The sequence below is a fragment of the Pseudomonas sp. H1_A03 genome, from assembly GCF_054685145.1.
This window is the reverse complement of the sequence record NZ_CP162829.1, coordinates 4,029,716-4,056,604: the sequence shown is the minus strand read 5'-3', so window position 1 is coordinate 4,056,604 and position 26,889 is coordinate 4,029,716. Positions and strand designations below refer to the sequence as shown.

Genomic DNA, 26,889 nt, shown 5'->3' with positions numbered 1-26,889 from the left:
CCGCTCACTACACGCTATCGATATGCCGATAATCCAGCTGCAACCCGGCCGCCAATTCCTGAGCCCGGCCCAACCGGATCGGCCCACGCTCGATATCTATCAACAATCCCGAGCACTCCAGCAACGGCAGTCCTGCGACATCCTTAAGCCGGCCATCGGTAATCACCAACAACCGCTGCTGCTCAGTCGGAAACCGCTCACGTCGCACCGCCAGCCAATGCCCAGCCTCGTTCAGCGCCGCGAGCAACGGCGTGCCCCCGCCCGCCCCCAACTGGTCCAGCCATCCGGCCAAACCCTTCGCCGCTTTCAGCCCCTGTACCTGCCATTTGGGCGATTGCCCGCTGGCCGTCAACAAGGCCATCCGCGCGCGTTGGCGGTAGGCGTCATCAAACAACTGGGCCAGCAAACCTTTGGCATCGGTGAGCGCACGATGGCGCCGGGTCGACGCCGACGCATCGACAATCACCAGCCACAATTCATGGGCCGAGCGACTGCGCAGGTGAAACCGTAGATCTTCTCGCGATTGCGGCCGGCCATCGAGCAAAGTGCCCGGCCAATTGATCGAACCCTGTTTCGCACTCCGTGCCTTACCGTGCCTGCCTCTATCCAGCCGCCCTGCCTTGGGCCGGGCATCCGCCCCCGCGTCAGGTCGAGGGCGAATGCCTAGGGCTTTTTTGGCCAGGTGGGTACATCCCGGCGTGCGCCCGTGGGCAGGGCCGGTGCGGGCATGTCACCCCATTGGCCTTGACCCGGCGACGTGTCGGAGGACGTTGGCGACTGCCCTTCGCTCGGCGCATTAGACGGCGGCGATGGTGCCTGGCGGCGATGGCGCAGGGCAAACTCGGCGACGGCTTCAATGTCCTCCTCGGCGATGGCATTCGCCCCGCGCCATGCCGCATGCGCCCTGGCGCCGCGCAGCCAAACCAGATCCGCACGCAAGCCATCGACACCGGCGGCAAAGCACCGCTCGGTGATCTGCGCCAGTGCCTGGTCATCCAGTTCGATAGTGTCGAGTCGCGCCCGCGCCTGGGTGCAGCGCTCGCGCAGGGCGGCTTGGGGCGCTGCCCAGTGCGCGCAGAACGCCGCCGGGTCGCTGTCGAAATCCAGGCGACGACGGATGATTTGCCCGCGCTCGGCTGGCAGGGTCTGCCCACTCAAAGCCACGTTGAAACCGAAGCGGTCGAGCAGTTGCGGGCGTAACTCGCCCTCCTCCGGGTTCATGGTGCCGATCAGTACAAAACGCGCCGAATGGCGATGGGAGATGCCGTCACGCTCGATCAGGTTGGTGCCGCTGGCCGCCACGTCGAGCAGCAGGTCCACCAGGTGATCGGCCAGCAAGTTGACTTCATCGACATACAGCACGCCGCCGTCAGCCTTGGCCAAGACGCCGGGGGAAAACTGCGCGCGGCCTTCGCCCAATGCGGCGTCCAGGTCCAGCGTTCCCACCAGCCGCTCTTCGGTAGCGCCCAAGGGCAAGGTGACGAATTGACCACTGGCCAGCAGGTCCGCCAGGCCCCGCGCCAAGGTGGACTTGGCCATGCCGCGTGGGCCTTCGATCAGCACGCCGCCGATCTTCGGGTCGATGGCAGTCAGGCACAGGGCCAACTTCAAGTTGTCGGCGCCGACCACGGCGGACAGCGGAAAATGTGGAATATCAGTCATCAGCTGTCTTCTTCTATATCCAGCAACAGGTTTTCCAACGCTTCTTTATAAGCCCCCGGCTCTTGCCACTGGCCACGTTGCTGCGCTTCCAGCATGCGTTCGGTCATGTCACGCAGGGCGCCGGGATTGTGCTGTTGCACAAAGGCCCGGGTGTCAGGGTCCAGCAGGTAGGCGTCGGCGAGCAAGGCGTATTGATGATCGTCGATCAGCGCGGTGGTGGCATCGAACGCGAACAGATTGTCCACGGTCGCGGCCATTTCAAACGCACCTTTATAGCCATGGCGCTTCACGCCGTCGATCCACTTGGGGTTGGCGGCGCGGGAACGGATCACCCGGTTCAGCTCTTCCTTCAGCGTTCGGATCTTCGGCAGGTCCGGTTGGCTGTGGTCACCGTGGTAACTGGCGGCCTTTTCGCCGCTCAGGGTTTCCACGGCGGCGAGCATGCCGCCCTGGAACTGGTAGTAATCATTGGAGTCGAGCAGGTCGTGCTCGCGGTTGTCCTGGTTCTGCAACACCGCCTGCACCTGGCTCAAGCGCTGGGCGAATTGCTCGCGGGCGGCGGTGCCCTCATCGGAGCCGCCGTAGGCGTAACCACCCCAGTTCAAATAGACCTCGGCCAGGTCTTCGCGGCTTTGCCACAGGCGACCATCGATCGCGCCCTGCACACCCGCACCATAGGCACCGGGTTTCGCGCCGAAGATGCGCCAGCCGGCCTGTTTCGCCGCGGCTTCGGCGTCCAGGCCCGACTTGAGCAACGCCTCACGTTCACTGCGCACTTTGGCCGCCAGCGGGTTCATGTCGTCTGGTTCGTCCAGCGCGGCCACCGCCTGCACCGCCGCGTCGAACAGGCGGATCAGGTTGGCGAAGGCGTCACGGAAAAAGCCAGACACGCGCAACGTGACGTCAACGCGCGGACGGTCCAACAGGCTGATCGGCAGGATTTCAAAGTCGTCCACGCGCTGGCTGCCCGTCGCCCACACCGGCCTCACACCCATCAGCGCCATGGCCTGAGCGATATCGTCGCCGCCGGTGCGCATGGTGGCGGTGCCCCACACCGACAGGCCGAGCTGGCGCAGGTGGTCGCCATGGTCTTGCAGGTGCCGCTCAAGAATCAGGTTGGCCGACTGGAAGCCGATGCGCCAGGCCGTAGTGGTCGGCAGGTTGCGCACGTCGACGGTGAAAAAGTTGCGTCCGGTCGGCAGCACATCCAAACGCCCACGACTCGGTGCGCCACTGGGGCCGGCAGGCACGAAGCGGCCGCTCAAGGCGTCCAGCAGCCCGCGCATTTCTGCCGGGCCACAGGCGTCCAGGCACGGCGCCACCACCTTGCGCAGACTTTCAATCACCGCCTTCACCTCCTCCCAACCGGGCGCTTCCAACTGTTCAAGCGGCCCTTCCAGCGCCTGTTCGATCAACCGCGCTGCATACAACTCCAAGCGCTCGCGGGTATCGCCGGCGGTGCGCCACAACTGCTCATCGATGTTCAGCAACACGTCGGGCCGACGCCCGGTCCAGGGTTCGGCCAGGGCGCAGTCGAGTGGGTCGAAGTCCAGCTCGAAAGCCTTGGCCAACACCCGCAGTACGCTCGATTGCGGACCTCGGCCGTCACCACGCGGGATGCGCAGCAAGGCGAGCAAGGTGTCGATACGCAAGCGGCCTTCAGGCGACTCGCCAAAGATGTGCAGGCCGTCGCGGATCTGCGATTCCTTTAAGTCACACAGGTAGGTATCGAGGCGCGGCAGCCAGATGGCGGCGTCGGCGTCCTTGTCCAGCTCAAGCTCCTGGTCGATACGGGTTTCGCGCACCAGCTTGAGGATGTCTTTCTGCAATTCCAGGGCGCGGCGTGGATCGAGCAGTTGCGCCTCGTAATACTCGTCGGCCAACAACTCCAGGTCACGCAACGGGCCGTAGGTTTCGGCGCGGGTCAGCGGCGGCATCAAGTGATCGATGATTACCGCCTGGGTGCGTCGTTTAGCCTGGGCGCCCTCGCCCGGGTCATTTACGATAAACGGGTAGATATTCGGCAGCGGGCCCAGCAGCGCATCGGGCCAGCAGTTTTCCGACAGGCCCACGCCCTTGCCCGGCAGCCACTCCAGGTTGCCGTGCTTGCCCACGTGGATCACGCCGTGGGCGCCGTAGGTGTGGCGCAACCAGAAGTAGAACGCCAGATAGCCATGGGGTGGCACCAAGTCCGGGTCGTGGTACACCGCGCTGGCGTCCACCTGGTAACCTCGTGCCGGCTGGATACCGACGAAGGTCAGCCCTAGGCGCAGACCGGCGATCATCATGCGACCTTCACGGAACATCGGATCGTTATGAGGCGTGCCCCAGCGCTCCATCACCGCTTGGCGATTGGCCTCGGGCAAGCGACTGAACAGTGTCTCGTAGTCGTCCAGGCCCAGGCTTTGATGGCACGGACGCAGGTCGAGACTGTCCAGGTCGTTGGTGACACCGCCCAGCAGTTGATGAATCAGTGCAGTGCCGCTGTCGGGCAAGGTGTCCGGCAGCGGATAGCCTTCGGCCTGTAGGGCACGCAGGATATTCAGCGCCGCTGCAGGCGTATCCAGGCCTACGCCGTTACCGATACGGCCATCGCGGGTCGGGTAGTTGGCGAGGATCAATGCGATACGCTTGTGCGCATTCGGCACCCGCGCGAGTTCGACCCAGCGCCGCGCCAGCTCAGCCACGAAATCCATACGCTCGGGCGCTGCCCGATAGCACACCACATCCGACTGGCTGCGCTCGCTGCGCCAGGCCAGGTCCTTGAAGCTGATCGGCCGGCTGATGATGCGCCCGTCCAGCTCCGGCAACGCAATGTGCATCGCCAGATCGCGCGGGCCGAGGCCTTGCGCACTGGCCTCCCAGCCGGGCTGATTGTCTTGGGCGCAGATCGCCTGGATCACCGGAATATTGCGGCGAAACGGACGCACGTGCGGCGCTTCGGGGCTGGATTGGGCAAAGCCGGTGGTGTTGAGGATCACCGCCGCGCCGACCTCATCCAGCCAATCCTCGACCACCGTCAGGCAGCCGGGCTCTTTCAAACTGGCCACCGCCATCGGCAACGGGTTTAACCCCGCCGCCTGCAAGCGCTGGCAGAACACATCAATAAAGCCGGTATTGGCCGCCTGCAAATGCGAGCGGTAGAACAGCACCGCCGCCACCGGCCAATCAGCGTTCCAATCCGCCTGCCAATCATTCAGGCGAGCATTGGCGTTGCGCGGGTGATAAATCGCCGTGCGCGGCAGGGTTTGCGGTTCAGCCCAGGCATAGTCGCGGCCCAGGTAAGCACTGGCCAGGCAGCGGTAAAAATCCAGCGCGTTAGCCAAGCCACCCTGGCGTAGGAAGTGCCACAGGCGGTCACGCGCCTGTGCGCCAACAGTGCTCAAGCCGCTGAGCTCAGGGTCCGGGCGATCACACCCCGGCACCAGGATCAGTTGCACGCCGCGTTCCGCCAACTCCACCAGACGCTCGATGCCGTAACGCCAATAACCAATGCCACCATGCAGCGAAATCAGGATGACCTTGGCGTGGCGCAACACCTCATCGACGTACAGGTCGACCGAGGCATGATTCTGCACCTGCATCGGGTTGGCCAGGCGAAACGTCGGGTAATCGTCCGGCAAGTGCTGGGCCGCTTCGGCCAGCAGTGCGAGGCTCGAATCGCCGCTGCACAGGATCACCAGTTCAGCGGGGGTTTGGCCAAGGTCGGCAATATTGTCGTCCGAGACGAAACCACCGGGCTGGGTCCTGAGCAGGTGCATGGGTTAAACGCTGAGGGCGGCGCGCAATTGCGCTTCAAGGCCCGCCGCGTCCAGCGCCTGGCCGATCAGCACCAGCCGCGTTATGCGGGCTTCGTCGGCGCCCCAGGCGCGGTCAAAGTGTTTGTCGAAACGCGTGCCCACGCCCTGGATCAGCAGGCGCATCGGCTTGTTCGGAATAGCGGCGAAGCCTTTGACGCGCAGGATGCCGTGTTGCACGACCAATTGGGTCAGCGCATCGAGCAGCAGCGCTTCGTCAGCCTGCGGCAGGTCGATGGAAATGGAGTCGAAGGCATCGTGGTCATGATCGTCCTCGCCCTCGTGGTGGTGATCGTGATGGCTGTGACGACCGTCGATGTGCTCTTCAGAGCCAGCGCCCAGGCCAATCAATACGTCCAACGGCACGCGACCGCTGCTGGCTTCGATGATCTTTACCGCCGGCGGCAGCTCTTCGGCGACTTCCAAGCGCACCCGGGCCAAGTCTTCAGGGCTGATCAGGTCGGATTTATTGAGGATCACCAGGTCGGCGCTGGCCAGTTGGTCAGCGAACAGTTCGTGCAGTGGCGATTCGTGGTCCAGGTTCGGGTCGAGTTTGCGCTGGGCATCCACTTGATCCGGGAATGCCGCGAACGTGCCAGCGGCCACGGCCGGGCTGTCGACCACGGTAATCACCGCATCAACGGTGCAGGCGCTGCGGATTTCCGGCCACTGGAAGGCTTGCACCAGAGGCTTTGGCAGGGCCAGGCCGGAGGTTTCAATCAGGATATGGTCAAGGTCACCGCGACGGGCGACCAGTTCGCGCATCACCGGGAAGAATTCTTCCTGCACGGTGCAGCACAGGCAGCCGTTGGCCAATTCGTACACGCGGCCGCTGGCTTCTTCTTCGGTGCAACCAATGGAACACTGCTTGAGGATTTCACCGTCAATGCCCAGTTCACCGAATTCGTTGACGATCACGGCAATGCGACGGCCCTGGGCGTTGTCGAGCATATGACGCAGCAAGGTGGTTTTGCCCGAGCCGAGAAAGCCGGTAACGATGGTGACAGGGAGTTTGGCCAGTGTTTTCATCGGATGCCCTTTGGGGCGGGCATACGGGACGATAGGCCCTGCGACGGCGCGCAGCAGCGGATTTCGTCACCGGATCACCCCGCCCGGTTGAATTGAAAATCGGTTGCGAGGCAGGTCTCCTGGCTTGGGGCTTGCGGGTCTTGCGACCGGCGCTGGCTGCGCCTTCCCGCCGTATCGGCAGTGGCGTGGCAGTCAGATAAACCCTTCACAGTTGCGGGGGCAGCCGCGGCTTGGACCGCGTTCCCTTCTTAGCTTCGGCCTGGGCCGAAGAACCTCGAAGGTGCAAGGCTACGCAGTGAGTGACAGCCGGTCAATGTCGGTGTAGCGATTGCTTGAATATCACGAAACACGAATAACAAACCCGCCATATGCCCGCGAACAAATGGCGGGGAATGCCGCCGTAACGCGCATTCAGCTCGCACCCTCATCAGGAAAAATCCGGCATCTTGGAAGCTCTTTTTCAGGAATAACGCCACATAATCGGGACGTTACTGACGATATCGGGTGTATTTATCGGACCGCGGCTTTTGAGGAAAAAGTCAAAACGGCCGTTGCCCGTCAGATCGATAGCCAACCTCGACTCGTTGGTGTTGCGGTTGTAATGCAGAACGGCTTGACCCGGCTCACCCGACAGCCGCTTTACAAACGTTAACGCGGTAATACCGGCGTTTTTCAACAAGACCGAAATGTCGATTTTGTCGGTGCCACTCACAAAGTCCATGATCTGGTCAGGGCGTTCCAGTGTGGAGTCGCTGACGTTGTCGTAGACAAAGGTATCTGCCCCCCTCCCCCCTGAGCCAATCAGCGCCCGCTCCCCCTTGAGCATGTTGTCTGCATGATTACCGATGATCACATCATGGCCAGAACCGCCGATTGCGTTCTCCAGCGTAACGCCTTTGGCGATAGAAACATTCCCCCGCAAGCCTCCAACATCGGAATAGGATTCAGGGTTGAGGTTGATAGTCTGGTTTTGGCGATACTTGGAACAATCCAACGTATCGTTACCGCCACCGTCCCACACGCAGAAGAGTGCCGTATCATTGGGATTATTGAGTTGATAATAGTCTCGACCCGAATTGGAGTTAAAACCGTAAGTGGTGTCTGAATTGCGCGTCCTGTAATTGGCACCATACAAACGCTGGGCAGCAGCAATATCACCCATCAATGGAGCAGCAGAGTAATTTTCTTTATGGTTCTGACCACCTTCGTGAGCGTCGAAGTAGCTCATGACAGTATGACCACGAGTATCCTGCGCATAAACGGCACTGCGAGCGTAACTGGGAGAGGTAGAATTAGAAGCGTCATAGTCTGCGGGGTGCGCAAGACCCAACGTATGGCCTATTTCATGGGTTAGTGTATATCGGCCATGATTATGAAGTGCAGGAGAAGTATTGGTGCCATAGTGGGGATTGATGAACACTTTACCGTCTTGGCCTGGGTACTGGCCAAAAGCAACCGCGGGGCCCTCGTTGTTGGAAAAAGCCAAGCGTCCTTCGCCACGGCCGGTACGTTCTTCGAACGACACATTCGCCACATCGGCCCAAGATTGCATGGACAGTCTGGCTTGGTTTTTCTGTGTAGTATTGAACTCTCTATCCCCTCTCGTCAATTTGTTGAATGAAAAGGAGATTGCCGTGACACCATCACCGTTTCTGTCAGCCCATTTCACATTTTCTCGAGTGAGCTGCTGAGCAACTTGATCCACGGTAAAGATCGGTTTGGCAAAGTTCCGCCTTATATGCGGGTCGGCGCTGCGCAACGTGGGATCTGAGGAACCGGCTCGCTGAAGGCCGGCGGACGGATTATAGGAAGGCTGCTGGCTATTAGTTATTTTCAAAATCACCACCATATTTAATTATTCGACGGAGATAAACCTCGATCACAAGCACAATTTGGAAAAAATCACTCAACCCGTTCCTGAATAACCCGGCAATCTTTAAAATCTGGAAATACAATAACTGGCAACGATAACAATTTAACATTACTCCACGGCATCTGGCCGCCCCAATGGCCGACTGAAAAAAAAGCAAAATTCAACTTAAACTCAAATATCTACACAATATATTTTTAGATTTCAGCAACAGGATGAACAACAGGCGAAACTTATGAAACACATGGGAGGATAAGCCCCTGCATCAGCCCGCCAATAGAAACTCCGGCGTCAGACATTTTCACCTCTCGTGCCATCAAGGCGGCGCAGTCCTCATTTGACGGGAGCGTTCTCTCCATGCTCTCCTACACATCTTGTTTCGGGTGCCCTTCACAGGGTGAAACGGGAAACCGGTGCGCCATAGATCTATGGCAAGTCCGGTGCTGCCCCCGCAACGGTAAGCGAGCGAAGCGTCAAATCCACTGTGCTGTGCATGGGAAGGAGATGCTTATCAGGCTGGGCTCTTTCAAGAGCCGCCCCTCGCAAGCCCGGAGACCGGCCCGAAAAATCAGATAACAAACCCGCGGTGGGCGGGCGCTGTTCAGAACCCTGCGTGCCTGGCTCGCGGGGTTTTCATGCGCTCGTTTCACCCTGACACCTGAAAGGGACGCGCCATGTCGATCATCAGCAGCACTTCGCACTCCGCCAGCAGCACCTCCACCTTGAGCCAACGCCTGACCGCCGCAATCGGCGCGTCGATCCTGGGCGCGTGCCTGGTGTATTTCGCCGGTTTCTCGCACATCGAGGCGGTGCATAACGCTGCCCACGATACCCGCCACAGCGCCGCGTTCCCGTGCCACTGAGACCTGCCGACATGATCAAGCGTATTGCGCAAACTGCAGGTTTCACCGGTCTTCTGGCTGCCCTGCTGCTGACCCTGCTGCAAAGCTTCTGGGTCGCCCCATTAATTCTGCAGGCGGAAACCTTTGAAAAGGCCCCGGCCGCGACTGAAGTGGTGCATGAGCACGCAGCCGGTAATGCCGCGCACACCCACGACGCCGAAGCCTGGGAACCGGAAGACGGCTGGCAGCGCGTATTGTCTACCACCGGCGGTAATCTGGTGGTGGCTGTCGGTTTCGCGCTGATGCTCGCCGGCCTCTATACCCTGCGCGCACCCACCCGCACTGCCCAGGGCCTGCTTTGGGGTTTGGCCGGCTACGCGACCTTCGTGTTGGCGCCGACAATGGGCCTACCGCCTGAGCTGCCAGGCACTGCTGCCGCTGATCTCGCACAACGGCAGATCTGGTGGGTGGGCACCGCCGCCTCCACCGCTGCGGGCATAGCGCTGATCGTGTTCGGCCGCAATTGGCTGCTCAAAGCGCTGGGCGTAGCGATTCTGGTCGTGCCACACGTGATCGGCGCGCCGCAGCCGGAAGTGCATTCGATGCTAGCCCCCGAAGCCTTGGAAGCGCAGTTCAAGATTGCTTCGCAGTTGACCAATGTCGCCTTCTGGCTGGCGCTGGGCCTGATCAGCGCCTGGCTGTTCCGCCGCAATCGTGATGATCAATACTCAGCATGATTTTAGTGGTCGGCCTGGGGTGCCAGCGGGGTTGTGACGTTCACACCCTGCGGGCCCTGCTCGACAGCGCCCTCGCCGAGGGCGGTATCGAGCTTCAACGGATCACCGCGCTGGCCAGTATCGACCGCAAGCGCGATGAACCTGGCCTTCAAGCCCTGGCCGATCTGTTGAACTTGCCATTCCAGTGTTTCGATGCTGATCAGTTGGCGGGTTATGCAGAACAGCTGAGCCACAAATCCGCGATCGCGTTTGCCCATACGGGCTGCTACGGCATTGCCGAAAGCGCCGCCCTGGCCCTGGCTGAATACCTCGCCAACGCCCCTGCTCGCCTGTTGATTAGCCGCAAGCAAACCGCCCAGGCCACCTTCGCATTGGCTTGCGCCGGCTGAAAACCTGATAATCGCCCGTTCCGATCATGAGCGTTGTTCATGCTCGTGCGTTTTTCCATAGGATATTCCCATGACCGTCTACTTCATCGGCGCAGGCCCCGGCGACCCGGAATTGATCACCGTCAAAGGCCAGCGGCTGATCCGCAGTTGCCCGGTGATCATCTATGCCGGCTCGCTGGTGCCGACGGCAGTGCTCAAAGGCCACCAGGCAGAACAGTTGGTCAACAGTGCCGAATTGCACCTTGAACAGATTATCGACCTGATCAAGACCGCCCATGCGAAAGGCCAGGACGTGGCACGCGTGCATTCTGGCGACCCAAGCCTGTATGGAGCGATTGGCGAGCAGATCCGCCATTTGCGTGAGCTGGGCATTCCATTCCAGATCATTCCCGGCGTCACCGCAGTGGCGGCTTGTGCAGCGTTGTTGGAAACCGAGCTGACCCTGCCGGACATCGCCCAGAGTGTGATCCTGACCCGTTATGCGGATAAAACCAGCATGCCCGCTGGCGAGGACTTTGACAGCCTGGCGCGACATGGCACCACCATGGCGATCCATCTGGGGGTCAATCACTTGGAGAAAATCGTCGCGCAACTGCTGCCGCACTATGGCGCAGATTGCCCGATTGCCGTGGTGCACCGCGCGACGTGGCCGGACCAGGATTGGGTCGTTGGGACGCTGAGCGATATTGCCGGGAAGGTGGCCGAGAAGGGATTTCGGCGGACGGCGTTGATTGTGGTGGGTCGGGTGTTGGGCAGTGACGGTTTTAGTGAGTCTTCGCTGTATCGCGCAGGGCATGCGCATCTTTACCGATCTTAACAAGCCAAATTAAATTAAAGATACAACATATTGATTTATATGAATAAACACTATTAAAACTGTGGGAGCGGGCTTGCTCGCTCCCACAGTTGATTTGTTTTGTTAGATAGGCATCTCAAGACATTGAATTTAAACAATAAAAAAACGGCGCTCACGGGGCGCCGTTTTTTGTCCGCAGTGAACACCTTACTCAGTAGTAGGCGTTTTCTTTCTGCGTGTGGTCGGTCACGTCACGTACACCCTTGAGCTCTGGGACACGCTCCAGCAGGGTGCGCTCGATGCCTTCGCGCAGGGTCACGTCCGCCTGGCCGCAGCCTTGGCAGCCGCCGCCAAACTTGAGCACGGCAATGCCGTCATCCACCACGTCGATCAGACTGACCTGGCCGCCGTGGCTGGCCAGGCCCGGGTTGATCTCGGTTTGCAGGTAGTAGTTGATACGCTCGTTCACCGGGCTATCAGCGTTGACGTTCGGCACCTTGGCGTTCGGCGCCTTGATGGTCAGTTGGCCGCCCATGCGATCGGTGGCGTAGTCGACCACGGCGTCGTCGAGGAAGGCTTCGCTGAAGGCGTCGATGTACGCGGTGAAGCTTTTCAGCCCCAGGGCGGTGTCTTCAGGCTTCTCTTCCCCTGGCTTGCAGTAGGCAATGCAAGTCTCGGCGTATTGGGTGCCGGGTTGGGTGATAAAGACGCGAATACCGATACCTGGGGTGTTCTGCTTGGACAGCAGGTCAGCCAGGTAATCGTGGGCGGCGTCGGTAATGGTTATGGCAGTCATGGAAACTCCTCACAGGCTTGCCGGCAGTTTACGCCAAATTATTACAGAGGTACAAAGTCCTAGTATTTTTGTCGGGAAAGGACTGCGGGATCATCAATGCCGAACCAACGCTTGAGCGTGCGATAGGTCGACTTTTCCAGCCATTGATAGCTCGCAAAGGCGCAAAGCGCTGTTAATACAATGCAAACAGGCAGCATCGCATAGGGATCTATTCCCGTACGCTTGACCACCCACAGCCCAGCGCACAGAACCAGCACGTGGATCAGATACACCGAGTAAGAGCAGTCCCCCATCAGTTTCAACACGCGTGAGCCATGGAAGTAAGGCTCCAGTGCCACGCAACTGATGACCAGGATCGCGCTGGGCACGCCCCACTCCAACGCACGGGGCACATCCGCCCCGTGATAAAACATCACACACGCCACCACAATCCCCAGCAACGGCACCCACGCCCTGACCCGGCAAAGGCCGCGGCGATACAGCATGCCGATGACGATACCCATAAGAAACTCCAGGACAATATCATTGCTGTAAAAACCGTCGGCCAAGTCCAGGGCGGGACCGATGAGGTAGCACACCAGGTACAACAGCACGGCCACCACCCACAACCGATAGTCCCCACGAACCCACAAGGCGACGGCGAACAGGCCATAGAACAGCATCTCGAAGTTCAGGGTCCAGCCGACATCCAGCAGCGGATAGACGCCGTAGCCTGCCGGGTGTTGGGCAGGGATAAAGAGCAACGACAGGAGCACATGGCCCAGCGCGAGTTGAACATCGGGGAACATCGAGGGCACAGCCAGGGTGAGCAGGGCCAGCAGCAAGGTATAGAACCAATACGCCGGCGCGATCCGTGCCACGCGCATGAGCATGAAACGCCAAGGTGTCAGGGCTTTGTCTGCGGTCGCAAGGAAGATCACCAGGCCGCTGATGACAAAGAACACATCCACCCCTGCGCCGCCTTTTTCGACGAACAGGTACTCCAGCGCGTTGTGCACCTCAAAGTTGAAAAACAGCTGCATAAAGTGATGACCCACCACCAGCCACGCAGCCAAGGCGCGAAGAAACTGCACTGAAATCAACATCATCGGACTACCTTTTAGAACCCCGCACAGTAGATATCCGATTACTTCAACGCCCGCCTGGAGAGATGACTGGATCAGTGCCTGTAGTTATAGGTTCTCATAACGGTTCATGTCCAACACACCCTCTTCCACGGGCGCGACTTCGTGGAGGTACTGCGACAGATCGTGGAAGTACTGCCAGAACAACGGATGACTGCGCCGCACGCCCCAGCGGTCGACGATCTTTTCGAAACGATTGGCATCTTTGGCCCGCTCCATTTCAGCCACGAACTCGGGCACTTCCTGGGCGGGGATATTGAACATGAAGTTCGGGTAACTGCTGAGTACGCCGGGGTAAAGGGTCAAGGTGTCGAGTCCCGGCTGGTAGCGATAGGCTTCGCCCAGCAAAAACGCGACATTACTGTGGGCACGGTTGCGCAGCAGGCTGTAGATCTCGCGCTTGCCGCTGGCAGTTTGAATGCGCAACATCGTGGCTTCGGGCAATTGATCGATCACCTTGAGCCCGGCGGCCGGGCGTGAGGTCAAGCGGCTCAACGCCTGCTCCGCATCCTGCAAAACCGGATCAATACCGCTGCGCGAGCAATACGCACTCACACATCGGTTAAACGGGTCCGGGCTGGCGTTCAAGCTGGCATAACGGGTCAACAACTGGTTGGCAAAGTCGCGCTTCGGGTCGTTTTCGTTCAGGTGCAAACCCGTGGGCTTGTCATCATCAATGGCCTCATAGTCCAGCCAGAGCTTGATCTTGCCGCTGTTCTGGTACCAGTCGTCGAGGAAGTCTTCGCGGGTATCGGCGGGCATCAGGCGCAGGAAGTTCTGCTCGGCGCCGTTACGGATCAGGTCGAAGTACAACCGGGTCTGGGCCTGGTGCGAGACATTGCCGAACACGTCGAAATTCACCGCCAATTGGTAATACGTGCGCTCCAGCAGCGGATAGTCGAACAGCCACATCGTCTGCGGCACATCGCCGATCAGGCCTTTGGTCACCGAGGCGCTGTCGAAGTGGCGGAAAATGCTCAGCAAGGCATCATCATTGCCCGCCCACAGGCTCGACCAGCTTGGCGGCGGCAGGTCAGCATAGCTGTCACGGCGCAGGGCCTCGTATTCATTGCGTTTGTCGCGGTAGGCCCGCCACAGGCTGAGCACGCTGCCCACATCGTCATTCTGTCCCGGCATGGCCAGTAATGGCGTGGCCTGGCCGCGATAGCGCGCATCGGTGATGTAGAGGTCGTGGTCCGGGTCCTGGAACAGGGTCCAGAAGTTATCGCGAATCACATCCGTGGCAATCTGCCCACGGCACACCGGCCCACGAATGAACGTGCGCACGAAGTATTCGGCGTTATCCAGCATGAACTGGTAACGCGCCTTGGCGGGGATGGCCTCGAAGGTTTCGAATGGATTGGCGCGACGGGCTGGGCCGTAGCCCGGCAAGGCGCTGACCTGCCAGTCGCCGGCGTAGAACAGCGCCTTGATGCGCGCCATTTTCGCAGCACTGAAGGGGTAAGTGATGTGGGTTTTGTGCACGATCACGCCCTGCACTGGCCACAGGCGGTAATACACCTGGGTACCGGGGTCATCGTTGGGGCGACGGGTATTGATCAGATCAATCGGCTGCCCGCTCGGGGTGCGCGACCGCACCCACTGGAAGAAATGCCCCGGCTCGCCATGCTCGAAGTAAATATGCGCCAGGTACAAATGCTCGAATAACCAGCGTGCCACCAAGCTTTCGCGGGCGCCCGGCTTGTTGAACAGGTTCTCCCACTGCTGCACCTGCGAGGCTTCGCTGGCACTCGGCGCCAGGCTTTGTTCATCAATAGGTGCGCCGGACGCGAGCCAGCGTTGCAGCGTCTGGTACTGCTGCTCGGTCAGGCCGGTGACGGCCAGTGGCATGCCTTCCTTGGGGTGGGCGCCGGCGTAGGCGTTGAATTCGCCGGGCATTGCGCACATATTCGCGCGGTTCAGGCCCAGGACGATGTCTTCAGGCAACTTGGCATTGGGTGCCAGTGCAGCGTTGTGCCCCAGTTCGAGCATGCGCGCCATCAATGCAGCCTGGCTGCCCTGCGCGTCCAGCACCGAGTAAAAGCCCTTCTGTTGCCAGGCCGCCTTGCCAGAGGCATCTATAAACAGGCGGGTGGTCGGCGCCGCCTGGCTGCGCTCGCCGTCATATACCGGCATTTTGCTCGCACCGCGCACCGCGCCTTCGGCACTGCCCAGGTTGAGCTGGCAGGCAGAGTCGTAGCAGGCATGGCAGGCCACGCACTTCTCGGTGAAGATCGGTTGAATGTCGCGGGTATACGAAATCGCCGGGGCGGGTCCGTCGGCCTGCGCAGTGCAGGCAACCAGTGCCAGGACGGCGCTGGTGATGAGGCGAAATGACATGGATCCGGTCCCGATTCAATGCGTGCGGCGAAAAGTGGCGGTGATTCTACCGGGCCATCCCCCCAGCCAACATGAACGATATTCATGTAAAACCCGTGCATGCTCCAAATCGGCACAGGTTTGCTATGATTCACGCCCTCCGAAATGCCTGACCAGAGTAGTCCCATGTCCGATCGTAGCGCTCGTCTGCAATCCCTTCACCAAGCCCTCAAGGAACGTATCCTGATCCTCGATGGCGGTATGGGCACGATGATCCAGAGCTACAAGCTGGAAGAACAGGACTACCGTGGCAAACGCTTCGCGGACTGGCCAAGTGACGTCAAGGGAAACAACGATTTGCTGGTGATCACCCGTCCGGACGTGATCGGCGGTATTGAAAAAGCCTACCTGGATGCCGGTGCCGACATCCTCGAAACCAACACCTTCAATGCCACCCGCGTTTCCATGGCCGATTACGGCATGGAAGAACTGGCCTACGAGCTCAACGTAGAAGGCGCACGCCTGGCGCGCAAGGTCGCTGATGCCAAGACCCTGGAAACCCCGGCCAAGCCGCGTTTCGTGGCTGGCGTGCTCGGCCCGACCAGCCGTACGTGCTCGCTGTCGCCCGACGTGAACAACCCCGGCTACCGCAACGTGACCTTTGATGAACTGGTGGAAAACTACACCGAAGCCACCAAAGGCCTGATCGAGGGCGGCGCCGACCTGATCCTGATCGAGACCATCTTCGACACCCTCAATGCCAAGGCGGCGATCTTCGCCGTGCAGGGTGTGTTTGAAGAGCTGAATATCGAACTGCCGATCATGATCTCCGGCACCATCACCGACGCCTCCGGCCGCACCCTGTCGGGCCAGACCACTGAAGCGTTCTGGAACTCCGTCAGCCACGCCAAGCCGATTTCCGTGGGCCTCAACTGCGCCCTGGGCGCCAGCGAACTGCGCCCGTATCTGGAAGAGTTGTCGAACAAAGCCAGCACCCATGTGTCCGCGCACCCCAACGCCGGCCTGCCCAACGAATTCGGTGAGTACGACGAACTGCCGTCGGAAACCGCCAAGGTCATCGAAGAGTTCGCCCAAAGCGGCTTCCTCAACATTGTCGGCGGCTGCTGCGGCACCACACCCGGCCACATCGAAGCGATTGCCAAAGCCGTGGCAGGTTATGCGCCGCGCCAGATCCCGGACATCCCCAAGGCCTGCCGCCTGTCGGGCCTGGAGCCGTTCACGATTGATCGCAGCTCGTTGTTCGTCAACGTCGGCGAGCGCACCAACATCACCGGTTCCGCACGTTTCGCCCGCCTGATCCGTGAAGACAACTACACCGAAGCACTGGAAGTCGCCCTGCAGCAGGTGGAAGCCGGCGCCCAGGTGATCGACATCAACATGGACGAAGGCATGCTCGATTCGAAGAAGGCCATGGTGACCTTCCTCAATCTGATTGCCGGCGAGCCGGACATCTCTCGCGTGCCGATCATGATCGACTCCTCCAAGTGGGAAGTGATCGAGGCCGGCCTGAAGTGCATCCAGGGCAAGGGCATCGTCAACTCCATCAGCATGAAGGAAGGCGTCGAGCAGTTCATTCACCACGCCAAGCTGTGCAAGCGCTATGGCGCCGCCGTGGTGGTGATGGCGTTCGACGAAGCCGGCCAGGCCGACACCGAAGCGCGCAAGAAAGAGATCTGCAAACGCTCCTACGACATCCTGGTGAATGAAGTCGGCTTCCCGCCGGAAGACATCATCTTCGACCCGAACATCTTCGCGGTCGCCACCGGTATCGAAGAGCACAACAACTACGCCGTCGACTTTATCAACGCCTGTGCCTATATCCGTGACGAGCTGCCGTATGCGCTGACCTCCGGCGGCGTGTCCAACGTGTCGTTCTCGTTCCGTGGCAACAACCCGGTGCGTGAGGCGATCCACTCGGTGTTCCTGCTGTACGCGATCCGCAACGGCCTGACCATGGGTATCGTCAACGCCGGCCAGTTGGAGATCTACGACCAGATCCCGGCCGAGCTGCGTGACGCCGTGGAAGACGTGGTGCTCAACCGCACCCCGGAAGGTACCGACGCGCTCCTCGCCATCGCCGACAAGTACAAAGGCGACGGCAGCGTCAAGGAAGCCGAGACCGAAGAATGGCGCGGCTGGCCGGTCAACAAACGTCTGGAACATGCGCTGGTCAAGGGCATCACCACCCACATCGTCGACGACACCGAGGAATCCCGGCAGTCATTCGCGCGCCCGATCGAAGTGATCGAAGGCCCGTTGATGTCCGGCATGAACATCGTCGGCGACCTGTTCGGCGCCGGCAAAATGTTCCTGCCCCAGGTGGTGAAATCCGCCCGTGTGATGAAGCAGGCCGTGGCCCACTTGATTCCGTTCATTGAACTGGAAAAAGGCGACAAGCCGGAAGCCAAGGGCAAGATCCTGATGGCCACCGTGAAAGGCGACGTGCACGACATCGGCAAGAACATCGTCGGCGTGGTGCTGGGGTGCAACGGCTATGACATCGTCGACCTCGGCGTGATGGTGCCGGCGGAGAAGATCCTGCAGGTGGCCAAGGAGCAGAAATGCGACATCATCGGGCTGTCAGGCCTGATCACGCCGTCCCTGGACGAGATGGTGCATGTCGCCCGTGAGATGCAGCGCCAGGACTTCCACCTGCCGCTGATGATCGGTGGCGCCACCACCTCCAAGGCGCACACGGCGGTGAAAATCGAGCCCAAGTACAGCAACGACGCGGTGATCTACGTGACCGACGCCTCGCGCGCCGTGGGCGTGGCCACGCAATTGCTGTCCAAGGAACTCAAGGCCGGTTTCGTCGAGAAAACCCGCCTGGAATACATCGACGTGCGTGAGCGCACCTCGAACCGCAGCGCGCGGACCGAACGCCTGAGCTACCCGGCGGCCATCGCCAAGAAGCCACAGTTCGACTGGAGCAACTACACCCCGGCCAAACCGACGTTCACCGGCTCCAGGGTGCTGGACAATATCGACCTCAAGGTGCTGGCCGAGTACATCGATTGGACCCCGTTCTTTATCTCCTGGGACTTGGCCGGCAAATTCCCACGCATCCTTACCGATGAAGTCGTGGGTGAAGCGGCCACCGCGTTGTACGCCGACGCCCAGGAAATGCTCGCCAAGCTGATCGACGAAAAGCTCATCAGCGCCCGCGCGGTATTCGGCTTCTGGCCGACCAACCAGGTGCAGGATGATGACCTGGAAGTCTACGGCGACGACGGCCAGCCGATTGCCCAACTGCATCACCTGCGTCAACAGATCATCAAGACCGACGGCAAGCCGAACTTCTCCCTAGCCGACTTCGTGGCGCCAAAAGACAGCGGTGTAACCGACTACATCGGTGGTTTCATCACCACCGCCGGCATCGGTGCCGAAGAAGTCGCCAAGGCCTACCAGGACGCTGGCGACGACTACAACTCAATCATGGTCAAGGCCCTGGCCGACCGCCTGGCCGAAGCCTGCGCCGAGTGGCTGCACCAACAAGTCCGTAAGGACTACTGGGGTTACGCCAGGGACGAGCAACTGGATAACGAAGCGCTGATCAAGGAGCAATACAGCGGCATCCGCCCTGCCCCGGGCTACCCCGCGTGCCCGGATCACACCGAGAAAGCCCAACTGTTCCAACTGCTCGATCCCGAGGCCCGCGAAATGCAGGCCGGCCGCAGCGGCGTATTCCTCACCGAGCACTACGCGATGTTTCCGGCGGCAGCCGTCAGCGGCTGGTACTTCGCCCATCCGCAGGCGCAGTACTTTGCCGTGGGTAAGGTCGACAAGGACCAGGTGACGAGCTACACCGCACGCAAAGGCCAGGAGCTTGCTGTGACTGAACGCTGGCTGGCGCCGAACCTGGGTTACGACAACTGATTGACCGCCCCCCAGGTTCTGTAGTGAGCAGGCTTGCCCCGCGCTGGGTGGCGAAGCCGCCCCAACATAGCCACCGCGTTCTTTCAGGTAAAACGAGATGGCTGGATTGGGGCGGCTTCGCCACCCAGCGCGGGGCAAGCCCGCTCACTACAGATCTAAACATCGTCAGCTATGCTGTCCCTCACACACCTTGTGTCGAGGGATTTATGGACGATCCAGTCAACAACAAGCCCCCTACTTTCTGGCAGATGCTGCACAGCGTCATGGCGGCCGCCTTTGGCGTGCAGAGTGGCAAGAACCGCGCCCGCGACTTTACCCACGGCAAGCCCAGCCACTTTGTGGTGCTGGGCATTCTGTTCACAGCGGTGTTTGCCTTAGCGTTGTTCGGCATCGTCAAGCTGGTGCTGCTCCTGACCGGGGGTCTAGCGCAGCAGCAGTTGCAGGCTGAAGGGGTAACGGTAGGGCACCGGCTTGCCGACGGCAGACAGTGCGCGGAAATCAACTCGCGCTGTGGGCCCCAATAAGCGCTGCGCTTGGGCGGCATCAATCAGCTGGAATAACGCCTCCTGGCGGTCGCGCCCACCGTATGCACCGATATTCACGCCCTTGGCATCATCATGAATCAACACCATCGCCCACCCGCCCAGGGTGAAATGCCCGGCCACCAGCGTACTCAGTCGGCCGTCCAACCGCGCCTGCAAGATCTCCGGCGAGTTGTTGGCCGCACTGAACAACACGTGCTTGCCCGGCATTTGCCCGCGGCCCTGCAGCGCCTGCATGGCACCCAGTGCCATCTCATCGTTGGCCGACCACACCAGCGCGGTCTTCGGGTAGCGCTTGAACAGTTGCGTGGCTTGCTCGAACGCGCGCTTACGGCTCCATTCGCCATAGACCAACTGGCGCAGCCGCACCTCGGGGTGCTCGGCCAAGGCGCGATGCAGGCCCTGTTCACGCAGCTGCGCGGCCGGGGTGTTCTTGACGCCGGAGAAGGCCAACAACTCAATGCTCTCGCCTGGTGCGACAGGGCCGTGCAGGCGCAGTAGATCAATGAGCATCAGGTAACCGGCCTGCTCGTTGTCGGGAACGATGCTGCCGAGCCAATCGACGTCGTGGCCGAGCATTTGCACCTGGTCGGCAGTCAGCGCGTTATTCACCATCAGCAGCTTGACCCCACTGCCCTGGGCCATGCGCAGAATCTGCGGGGCAACGTATTGTTCATTCACCAGCACCAGGTAATCCGGCCGCTCGTTGCCTTGCAGCGCCTCGCGGGCCTGGATCAGCGTGTTTTGGGTATCGCGCTCGGAATAGCGCACGCGTAAATGCAGGCCGAGGTCCTTGGCACCGGCCTGCATGAATTGCGTGTAGCTGACCCAGAAGGTTTCCGTCGACATGCCCGGGTTAAGAAACACAACCGACGTGGCATGGGCCGTTGCCCCATACGCCGATCCCAGCCACCAGACACACGCAATCAGCACCTTCAACATGGTTATCAAACCTAGAACATTGACCGCCATGATAGTGTCAATGCGACAGTCAATCGAGGCCGTTTACTGGTGGCTCACCCAGAACACGGCAGTTCCCACCACCAGGATGATCAAAAACAGAATGGCCCAGGCATCAACGGTACTGTCGGGTTTACGGGCTTTTGTAGGATTGCTCATCGCATCGCCTCTTGTCGGTTTTATAGGTGATTGCAGTCAAACACGCTCACAGTAAAGTTGATGATTGCCCGCATGACAAATGTGGGTATCTCGATAATGGCCCTCATTAGGCGATCTGGTTATTTGCATATACTCAAACATCACTTTTGCGCATAAACGCAAACTGGTATCGTGCGCCGGCTCCGTTGGGAGTGCGCGGCCGTGCGCGCAGATTTGCCGAGAACAGGACCTATATGTACGTATACGACGAATACGATCAGCGCATCATCGAGGACCGCGTCAAGCAGTTCCGTGATCAGACCCGACGCTACTTAGCAGGTGAACTGAGCGAAGAAGAGTTCCGCCCTCTGCGCCTGCAAAATGGCCTCTATGTGCAGCGCTTTGCGCCGATGCTGCGGGTGGCCGTGCCCTATGGCCAACTGACGTCGCGCCAGACGCGCATGATGGCCAAGATTGCCCGCGACTTCGACAAAGGCTACGCCCACATCAGTACCCGCCAGAACGTCCAGTTCAACTGGCCGGCGCTGGAAGATGTGCCGGACATCCTGGCTGAATTGGCGACCGTGCAGATGCACGCGATTCAGACCAGCGGTAACTGCCTGCGTAACGTGACCACCGACCAATTCGCCGGCGTTGCAGCCGATGAACTGATCGACCCACGCCCCTGGTGCGAAATCATCCGTCAGTGGACCACTTTCCACCCTGAATTCGCCTACTTGCCGCGCAAGTTCAAGATCGCCCTCAACGGCTCGACTTCGGACCGCGCGGCCATCGAAGTGCACGATATCGGCCTGGAGCCGGTGCACAACGCGGCCGGTGAGCTGGGCTTCCGCGTACTGGTGGGTGGTGGCCTTGGCCGGACCCCGGTGGTCGGCGCGTTTATCAACGAGTTCCTGCCGTGGCAGGACCTGTTGAGCTACCTCGACGCCATCCTGCGGGTCTACAACCGCTATGGCCGTCGTGACAACAAATACAAGGCCCGGATTAAGATCCTGGTCAAGGCGCTGACCCCTGAGGTGTTTGCCCAGAAAGTCGACGCCGAGATGGAACACCTTCGCGGCGGCCAGACCACCCTGACCGAAGCCGAAGTGCACCGCGTAGCCAAACACTTCGTTGATCCCGAGTACAAGGCCCTGACGCATCAGGACGCCGAGCTCGCGGCACTCGACCAGCAGCACCCAGGTTTCGCCCGTTGGCGTACCCGCAACACCCTGGCGCACAAGAAGCCGGGTTATGTCGCGGTGACCCTGTCGCTGAAACCTACCGGCGTTGCACCGGGCGATATCACCGACAAGCAGCTGGACGCCGTCGCCGACCTGGCCGAGCGCTACAGCTTTGGCCAACTGCGAACCTCCCACGAGCAGAACATCATTCTCGCGGACGTTGAGCAGCGCCAATTGTTCACCCTGTGGGGCGAGCTGCGCGAAGGTGGTTTCGCCACGCCGAACATCGGCCTGCTGACCGACATCATCTGCTGCCCGGGTGGCGATTTCTGCTCCCTGGCCAACGCCAAGTCGATCCCGATCGCCGAATCGATCCAACGTCGTTTCGACGACCTGGACTACCTGTTCGACATCGGCGAGCTGGACCTGAACATCTCCGGTTGCATGAACGCCTGTGGTCACCACCACGTCGGCCACATCGGCATCCTGGGCGTGGACAAGAAAGGCGAAGAATTCTACCAAGTGTCCCTGGGTGGCAGCGCCAGCCGCGATGCGAGCCTGGGCAAGATCCTAGGCCCGTCTTTCGCCCAGGAAGCCATGCCCGAGGTGATCGGCAAACTGATCGATGTGTACATCGAACAGCGCACCGAAGATGAGCGTTTCATCGACACCTACCAGCGCATCGGCATTGACCTGTTCAAGGAGCGCGTCTATGCAGCGAATCATTAAGAACAACGAGGTCCTCGACGAAACTTGGCACCTGCTGCCCAAGGACGCGAGCTTCGACGGCATCTCCAATTGCGACGACCTGATCGTGCCGTTGGCGCTGTGGCGCGAACACGGCCACGCCCTCAAGGCCCGCGACGGCGGCCTGGGTGTGTGGCTGGACGCCGATGAAGAAGCCGAAGAGATCGGCGACGACGTGGAACACTTCCAAGTCATCGCCCTGAACTTCCCGGCCTTCACCGACGGTCGCAACTACTCCAACGCGCGCCTGTTGCGTGACCGTTACGGTTACAAGGGCGAGTTGCGCGCCATTGGCGACGTACTGCGCGACCAACTGTTCTACCTGCGTCGCTGCGGGTTCGATGCCTTCGCCCTGCGCGCCGACAAAGACCCGTACGAAGCGCTGGAAAGCCTCAAGGACTTCTCCGTGACGTACCAGGCAGCAACGGATGAACCGTTGCCGTTGTTTCGTCGTCGCTGAGTCTTAGCGAAAGAAGAAGCCCTGGCATGCCAGGGCTTTTTTATGGGCACTGGCGATGAGGTTCATCAACGAATCCTCGCCGCCTGCCCCACCGCTATCGCGGCCTCGCTGAAGCTCGACGGCTCCCACAGGGGATCGGCGGTGAAGTCCCTCTCTGACGCAATCTTCACATTAAAGGCGGAGCATTCGCCGTGATCGAACTGTCCCCTATTGATCAGCAGTTTTTAACCTCACTGACGATTGAGTTCTTCATGGCGAAAATCAACCTGGCCCAGCAATTGGCGACCACCCTTGAACAGGCGGGCATCAAGCGCATCTGGGGCCTGACCGGCGACAGCCTCAACGGCCTCACCGACGCCCTGCGCAGCATGGACAGCATCGAGTGGATGCACGTGCGCCACGAAGAAGTAGCCGCGTTCGCCGCCGGTGCCGAAGCCGCGGCCACGGGTGAGCTGACGGTCTGCGCCGGCAGCTGCGGGCCGGGCAACCTGCACTTGATCAATGGCCTGTTTGACTGCCATCGCAACCATGTGCCGGTACTGGCGATTGCCGCGCAGATTCCGTCTTCGGAGATCGGCCTTAACTACTTCCAGGAAACCCATCCTCAGGAACTGTTCAAGGAGTGCAGCCACTTTATCGAGCTGGTAACCAACCCCGAGCAAATGCCCCACGTGCTGCACCGTGCCATGCGCTCGGCGATCCTCAATCGCGGCGTCGCGGTGGTAGTGATTCCGGGCGACGTTTCGCTGCTGGAAGTGGAAGACACGCTCAAACCCTGGCCCGCTCTGCACGCGCCACGCACGTTGCCGGCTGAACAGGACCTGCAACGCCTTACCGAAATCCTTGAAAGCAGCCATAAAACCACCCTGCTCTGCGGCAGCGGCTGTGCCGGCGCACATGACCAAGTGGTCGCCCTGGCCGACGCACTCGGCGCCCCCGTGGTGCATGCGCTGCGCGGCAAGGAGCACGTGGAGTGGGACAATCCGTTCGACGTGGGCATGACCGGCCTGATCGGCTTCAGCTCCGGTTACCACGCGATGCTCGACTGCGACACCTTGATCATGCTCGGCACCGACTTTCCGTACCGTCAGTTCTACCCGACTGACGCGAAGATCATCCAGGTTGACCGCAACCCGCAGGCGCTGGGCCGTCGTGCCACGCTGGACTTGGGCATCGCCGCTGACGTCAGTGAAACCATTGGCGCGTTGCTACCGCGCCTGACACGCAAGACCGATCGCAGCTTTCTCGAAACGTCCTTGAAGCACTATGAAAAGGCCCGCCAAGGGCTGGACGATCTTGCTCAACCGTCGAAAGCCAATCGACCAATCCACCCGCAGTACGTGGCGCGCCTGCTCAGCGAGCTGGCTGATGATGATGCGATCTTCACTGCCGACGTCGGCTCGCCAACTGTCTGGGCGGCACGCTATTTGAAGATGAACGGCAAACGCCGCCTGATCGGTTCGTTCAACCACGGTTCGATGGCGAATGCCATGCCCCAGGCCATTGGTGCGCAGGCAGCCTTCCCGGGTCGCCAGGTGATTTCAATGTCCGGTGACGGCGGTTTCGCCATGCTGATGGGCGACTTCATCTCGTTGGCGCAGTTGAATCTGCCGGTCAAAGTCATCGTGTTCGATAACTCGTCCCTGGGCTTTGTCGCCATGGAAATGAAGGCGGCGGGTTACCTGGATGCCGGCACCGAACTGAAAAACCCGGACTTTGCCGCTATGTCCAACGCGATGGGCATTCTAGGCATTCGCGTGGAGCAATCCGAAGACCTCGAACCGGCGTTGCGCCGCGCCCTGGCCCATGACGGCCCGGTGTTGGTGGATGTGGTCACGGCGACGCAGGAGTTGGTGATGCCACCGACGATCAAGCTGGAACAGGCCAAGGGGTTCAGCCTGTATATGCTCAAGGCGGTGATGAGCGGGCGCGGTGATGAAGTGATTGAACTGGCGCGGACTAACTGGCTACGCTGATCAAAAGGTCGGCACAGTCCGAATGTGGGAGCTGGCTTGCCTGCGATAGCATCACCGCGATCTGACTGCTGCATCGCGCTGACGCTATCGCGGGCAAGCCCGGCTCCCACATTGGATCTTCAGCGTTCTCAGCCCTTCTGTTTTTCCACCCACTTGCCGTAGGCATCAATGAACGCCTGCAAAAACGGCTTGGTCTTCTCCGACACTTTGCCCGCCTCATCAAACACACTGCCAGCGCCACCCAAGTAGGCCTCCGGCTGCTGCATGCACCACACATCCAGGAACACCAGGGACTGGCGCAGATGATGATTGGCGCCAAAGCCACCAATGGCCCCCGGCGACACGCTGATGATCGCACCCGGCTTGCCGCTCCAGGCACTCTGCCCGTACGGCCGAGAACCCACGTCGATGGCATTCTTCAACGGAGCGGGCACGGAGCGGTTGTATTCCGGGGTCACAAACAGCACCGCGTCGGATGAGCTCACCTGTTGGCGGAAAGTGCTGTAGGCTGCGGGCGGTGCAGCGCCGTCGATGTCTTCGTTGTAGAGCGGCAAATCGCCAATTTCCACGATGTTCAACTTCAGGTTGGCAGGGGCCAGTTCGGCCAATGCCAGGGCAACCTTGCGGTTAATCGAGTCTTTTCTCAAGCTGCCAACCAGGACGGCTACCGTGTAGACCTTGCTCATTGGGGTTTCTCGACGTCTGACTAAAGGAACTTGTAGTTATAAAGTCTTCGCGGCATGTTCACCAGAAGGTTTTGCTCCTCCTCCGGACGTTTGCATCGCCCTACAACGTGTAGGAAGCGTCCAAAAAGATCAGCGAATAGTATTTTTATTCCGTAAGTAAACTACCCCGCTCCATAACGGTCTACAGAACCGCAAATCGAGTGTTTATCTCCAGAGGTTCTAAACAGATGGCAGCAGTACTAGTCGGACAGTTTCATGCCAGAGACGCAGAAGGACGCGTGTATTCGGTGCATGAGTTCCAGGAATCCAACCCGGCGCAAGGCGACCTGGCTGGCTCGGCACCTACCACCACCTACAAGCTGGCCATTGGCGACCGTGTAGAGAAACTGGAAGGCGACGAATTCAAGTTGATTCAGTCGGGCACCATTCTCGTGCGCGAATCGCAAACCACCCTCGCTTCATAAGATCTCGCCCTATCCACCTGCTCAGTCCTGGCCATTGATGGCATTGACTGGGCTGGGGTGATCACGGGCGGCGGATCTCCGTGACTTCAATGCCCTGCTCCCCCTCGACCTTTTTCAACGTCACCACTACCCGCCCACGCTCGCCTTCCACCGCAAACATCGAACGCTGGTAGCCCGCCGAGTTGTAACCGGGATGCGCGTCCACCTGCCTGACCAACTCAATGCCAAGGACTGCCCCCACCTGTTCGGCCACCTGTTCCTGGGAACGGATAAACGTTTCAAGTGCCAGGTTTTCCGGCGTGGTTTCGCTTTGGGTATTGAAGAGATAAGCAGCCACGCACCCTACGGTCACCAGAACCAGCAGTTGCTTGGCCGTTACCCCGAGGAATATCGAGGGTAGAGGCATTTGAGACCAGACCTGTTTTTGTTGTTAATGCCGGTAGCCGGCTGTGGTCATTGATGATCAGTGTAGCC

General features: G+C 60.2%; 20 protein-coding genes, 1 pseudogene and 2 riboswitches. Of the genes and pseudogenes, 10 read left to right on the top strand and 11 right to left on the bottom strand.

The annotated features are described in order from the left end of the window. Positions 1-7: 7 nt before the first annotated feature. The 5 genes from AB4O35_RS18930 to AB4O35_RS18910 all read right to left on the bottom strand — a co-directional run bounded on the left by AB4O35_RS18930 (position 8) and on the right by AB4O35_RS18910 (position 8,337). A complete protein-coding gene (locus AB4O35_RS18930) occupies positions 8-610 on the bottom strand; it encodes a vWA domain-containing protein (protein WP_065876390.1) in 603 nt (200 codons plus the stop codon). A gap of 53 nt (positions 611-663) precedes the next feature. After that, positions 664-1,662, bottom strand: coding sequence for an ATP-binding protein (locus tag AB4O35_RS18925; protein ID WP_065946416.1), 999 nt, complete (start codon positions 1,660-1,662; stop codon positions 664-666). Then, on the bottom strand, positions 1,662-5,423 hold the full coding sequence (gene cobN, locus AB4O35_RS18920; RefSeq protein ID WP_186754624.1) for a cobaltochelatase subunit CobN: 3,762 nt from the start codon (positions 5,421-5,423) through the stop codon (positions 1,662-1,664). The genes AB4O35_RS18925 and cobN overlap by 1 nt, the downstream gene beginning before the upstream one ends. Before the next feature lie 3 nt (positions 5,424-5,426). Continuing rightward, on the bottom strand, positions 5,427-6,488 hold the full coding sequence (gene cobW, locus AB4O35_RS18915) for a cobalamin biosynthesis protein CobW (protein ID WP_065876393.1): 1,062 nt from the start codon (positions 6,486-6,488) through the stop codon (positions 5,427-5,429). A gap of 92 nt (positions 6,489-6,580) precedes the next feature. Then, positions 6,581-6,780: riboswitch (cobalamin riboswitch) on the bottom strand. Positions 6,781-6,948: 168 nt separating this feature from the next. After that, complete coding sequence (locus AB4O35_RS18910; protein ID WP_460149182.1) at positions 6,949-8,337, bottom strand: M10 family metallopeptidase C-terminal domain-containing protein; 1,389 nt, start codon at positions 8,335-8,337, stop codon at positions 6,949-6,951. Positions 8,338-8,722: 385 nt separating this feature from the next. After that, positions 8,723-8,936, top strand: a riboswitch (cobalamin riboswitch). Between the two features lie 96 nt (positions 8,937-9,032). Here AB4O35_RS18910 and AB4O35_RS18905 point away from each other — a divergent pair. The 4 genes from AB4O35_RS18905 (at position 9,033) to cobM (ending at position 11,143) form a co-directional block, all read left to right on the top strand. Then, a complete protein-coding gene (locus AB4O35_RS18905) occupies positions 9,033-9,221 on the top strand; it encodes a CbtB domain-containing protein (protein WP_012723860.1) in 189 nt (62 codons plus the stop codon). A gap of 11 nt (positions 9,222-9,232) precedes the next feature. Beyond that, positions 9,233-9,937: a CbtA family protein gene (locus AB4O35_RS18900; RefSeq protein WP_065910627.1), complete on the top strand. Its 705-nt coding sequence runs from the start codon at positions 9,233-9,235 to the stop codon at positions 9,935-9,937. Continuing rightward, on the top strand, positions 9,934-10,326 hold the full coding sequence (locus AB4O35_RS18895) for a cobalamin biosynthesis protein (protein WP_065876395.1): 393 nt from the start codon (positions 9,934-9,936) through the stop codon (positions 10,324-10,326). Before AB4O35_RS18900 ends, AB4O35_RS18895 begins: the two co-directional genes overlap by 4 nt. A 70-nt stretch (positions 10,327-10,396) precedes the next feature. Then, complete coding sequence (cobM, locus tag AB4O35_RS18890) at positions 10,397-11,143, top strand: precorrin-4 C(11)-methyltransferase (protein WP_065910628.1); 747 nt, start codon at positions 10,397-10,399, stop codon at positions 11,141-11,143. A 190-nt stretch (positions 11,144-11,333) separates the two neighbouring features. Here cobM and nfuA read toward each other — a convergent pair whose 3' ends face one another. The 3 genes from nfuA to AB4O35_RS18875 form a co-directional block, all read right to left on the bottom strand. Beyond that, on the bottom strand, positions 11,334-11,918 hold the full coding sequence (gene nfuA, locus AB4O35_RS18885; protein WP_065876144.1) for a Fe-S biogenesis protein NfuA: 585 nt from the start codon (positions 11,916-11,918) through the stop codon (positions 11,334-11,336). A gap of 59 nt (positions 11,919-11,977) precedes the next feature. After that, positions 11,978-13,003 carry an acyltransferase family protein gene (locus AB4O35_RS18880; RefSeq protein WP_065946427.1) on the bottom strand — a complete coding sequence of 342 codons (1,026 nt, stop codon included), beginning with the start codon at positions 13,001-13,003 and terminating at the stop codon, positions 11,978-11,980. 87 nt (positions 13,004-13,090) lie between these two features. Continuing rightward, positions 13,091-15,382, bottom strand: a complete 2,292-nt coding sequence (locus tag AB4O35_RS18875) for a fatty acid cis/trans isomerase (protein WP_065946418.1) — start codon at positions 15,380-15,382, stop codon at positions 13,091-13,093. A gap of 165 nt (positions 15,383-15,547) precedes the next feature. On the opposite strand from AB4O35_RS18875, the gene metH reads away from it, so the two are divergent. Both metH and AB4O35_RS18865 read left to right on the top strand, forming a co-directional pair. Continuing rightward, complete coding sequence (gene metH / locus AB4O35_RS18870) at positions 15,548-19,258, top strand: methionine synthase (protein ID WP_065946419.1); 3,711 nt, start codon at positions 15,548-15,550, stop codon at positions 19,256-19,258. A 206-nt stretch (positions 19,259-19,464) separates the two neighbouring features. Continuing rightward, a pseudogene (locus AB4O35_RS18865) lies at positions 19,465-19,677 on the top strand (DUF2970 domain-containing protein); the annotation flags it as partial. Between the two features lie 3 nt (positions 19,678-19,680). Here AB4O35_RS18865 and AB4O35_RS18860 read toward each other — a convergent pair. After that, on the bottom strand, positions 19,681-20,742 hold the full coding sequence (locus tag AB4O35_RS18860; RefSeq protein ID WP_065876140.1) for an ABC transporter substrate-binding protein: 1,062 nt from the start codon (positions 20,740-20,742) through the stop codon (positions 19,681-19,683). 410 nt (positions 20,743-21,152) lie between these two features. Here AB4O35_RS18860 and AB4O35_RS18855 point away from each other — a divergent pair, with 410 nt between their 5' ends. The 3 genes from AB4O35_RS18855 (at position 21,153) to poxB (ending at position 25,265) form a co-directional block, all read left to right on the top strand. Next, a complete protein-coding gene (locus AB4O35_RS18855) occupies positions 21,153-22,811 on the top strand; it encodes a nitrite/sulfite reductase (RefSeq protein ID WP_065881088.1) in 1,659 nt (552 codons plus the stop codon). Next, positions 22,795-23,289 (top strand): DUF934 domain-containing protein, encoded by a 495-nt coding sequence (locus AB4O35_RS18850; RefSeq protein ID WP_048727764.1) that lies wholly within the window; start codon positions 22,795-22,797, stop codon positions 23,287-23,289. Before AB4O35_RS18855 ends, AB4O35_RS18850 begins: the two co-directional genes overlap by 17 nt. A gap of 251 nt (positions 23,290-23,540) precedes the next feature. Further along, positions 23,541-25,265 carry a ubiquinone-dependent pyruvate dehydrogenase gene (poxB, locus tag AB4O35_RS18845; RefSeq protein ID WP_065876137.1) on the top strand — a complete coding sequence of 575 codons (1,725 nt, stop codon included), beginning with the start codon at positions 23,541-23,543 and terminating at the stop codon, positions 25,263-25,265. A 128-nt stretch (positions 25,266-25,393) separates the two neighbouring features. On the opposite strand, the gene AB4O35_RS18840 is transcribed toward poxB, so the two are convergent. Beyond that, complete coding sequence (locus AB4O35_RS18840; RefSeq protein WP_049708674.1) at positions 25,394-25,951, bottom strand: NADPH-dependent FMN reductase; 558 nt, start codon at positions 25,949-25,951, stop codon at positions 25,394-25,396. Between the two features lie 227 nt (positions 25,952-26,178). Here AB4O35_RS18840 and AB4O35_RS18835 point away from each other — a divergent pair, with 227 nt between their 5' ends. Next, positions 26,179-26,415 (top strand): hypothetical protein, encoded by a 237-nt coding sequence (locus AB4O35_RS18835; RefSeq protein ID WP_016979714.1) that lies wholly within the window; start codon positions 26,179-26,181, stop codon positions 26,413-26,415. A 61-nt stretch (positions 26,416-26,476) separates the two neighbouring features. Here the strand turns inward: AB4O35_RS18835 and AB4O35_RS18830 are convergent, their stop codons facing one another. Then, on the bottom strand, positions 26,477-26,821 hold the full coding sequence (locus AB4O35_RS18830; RefSeq protein WP_065876136.1) for a hypothetical protein: 345 nt from the start codon (positions 26,819-26,821) through the stop codon (positions 26,477-26,479). Between the last annotated feature and the right edge of the window lie 68 nt (positions 26,822-26,889).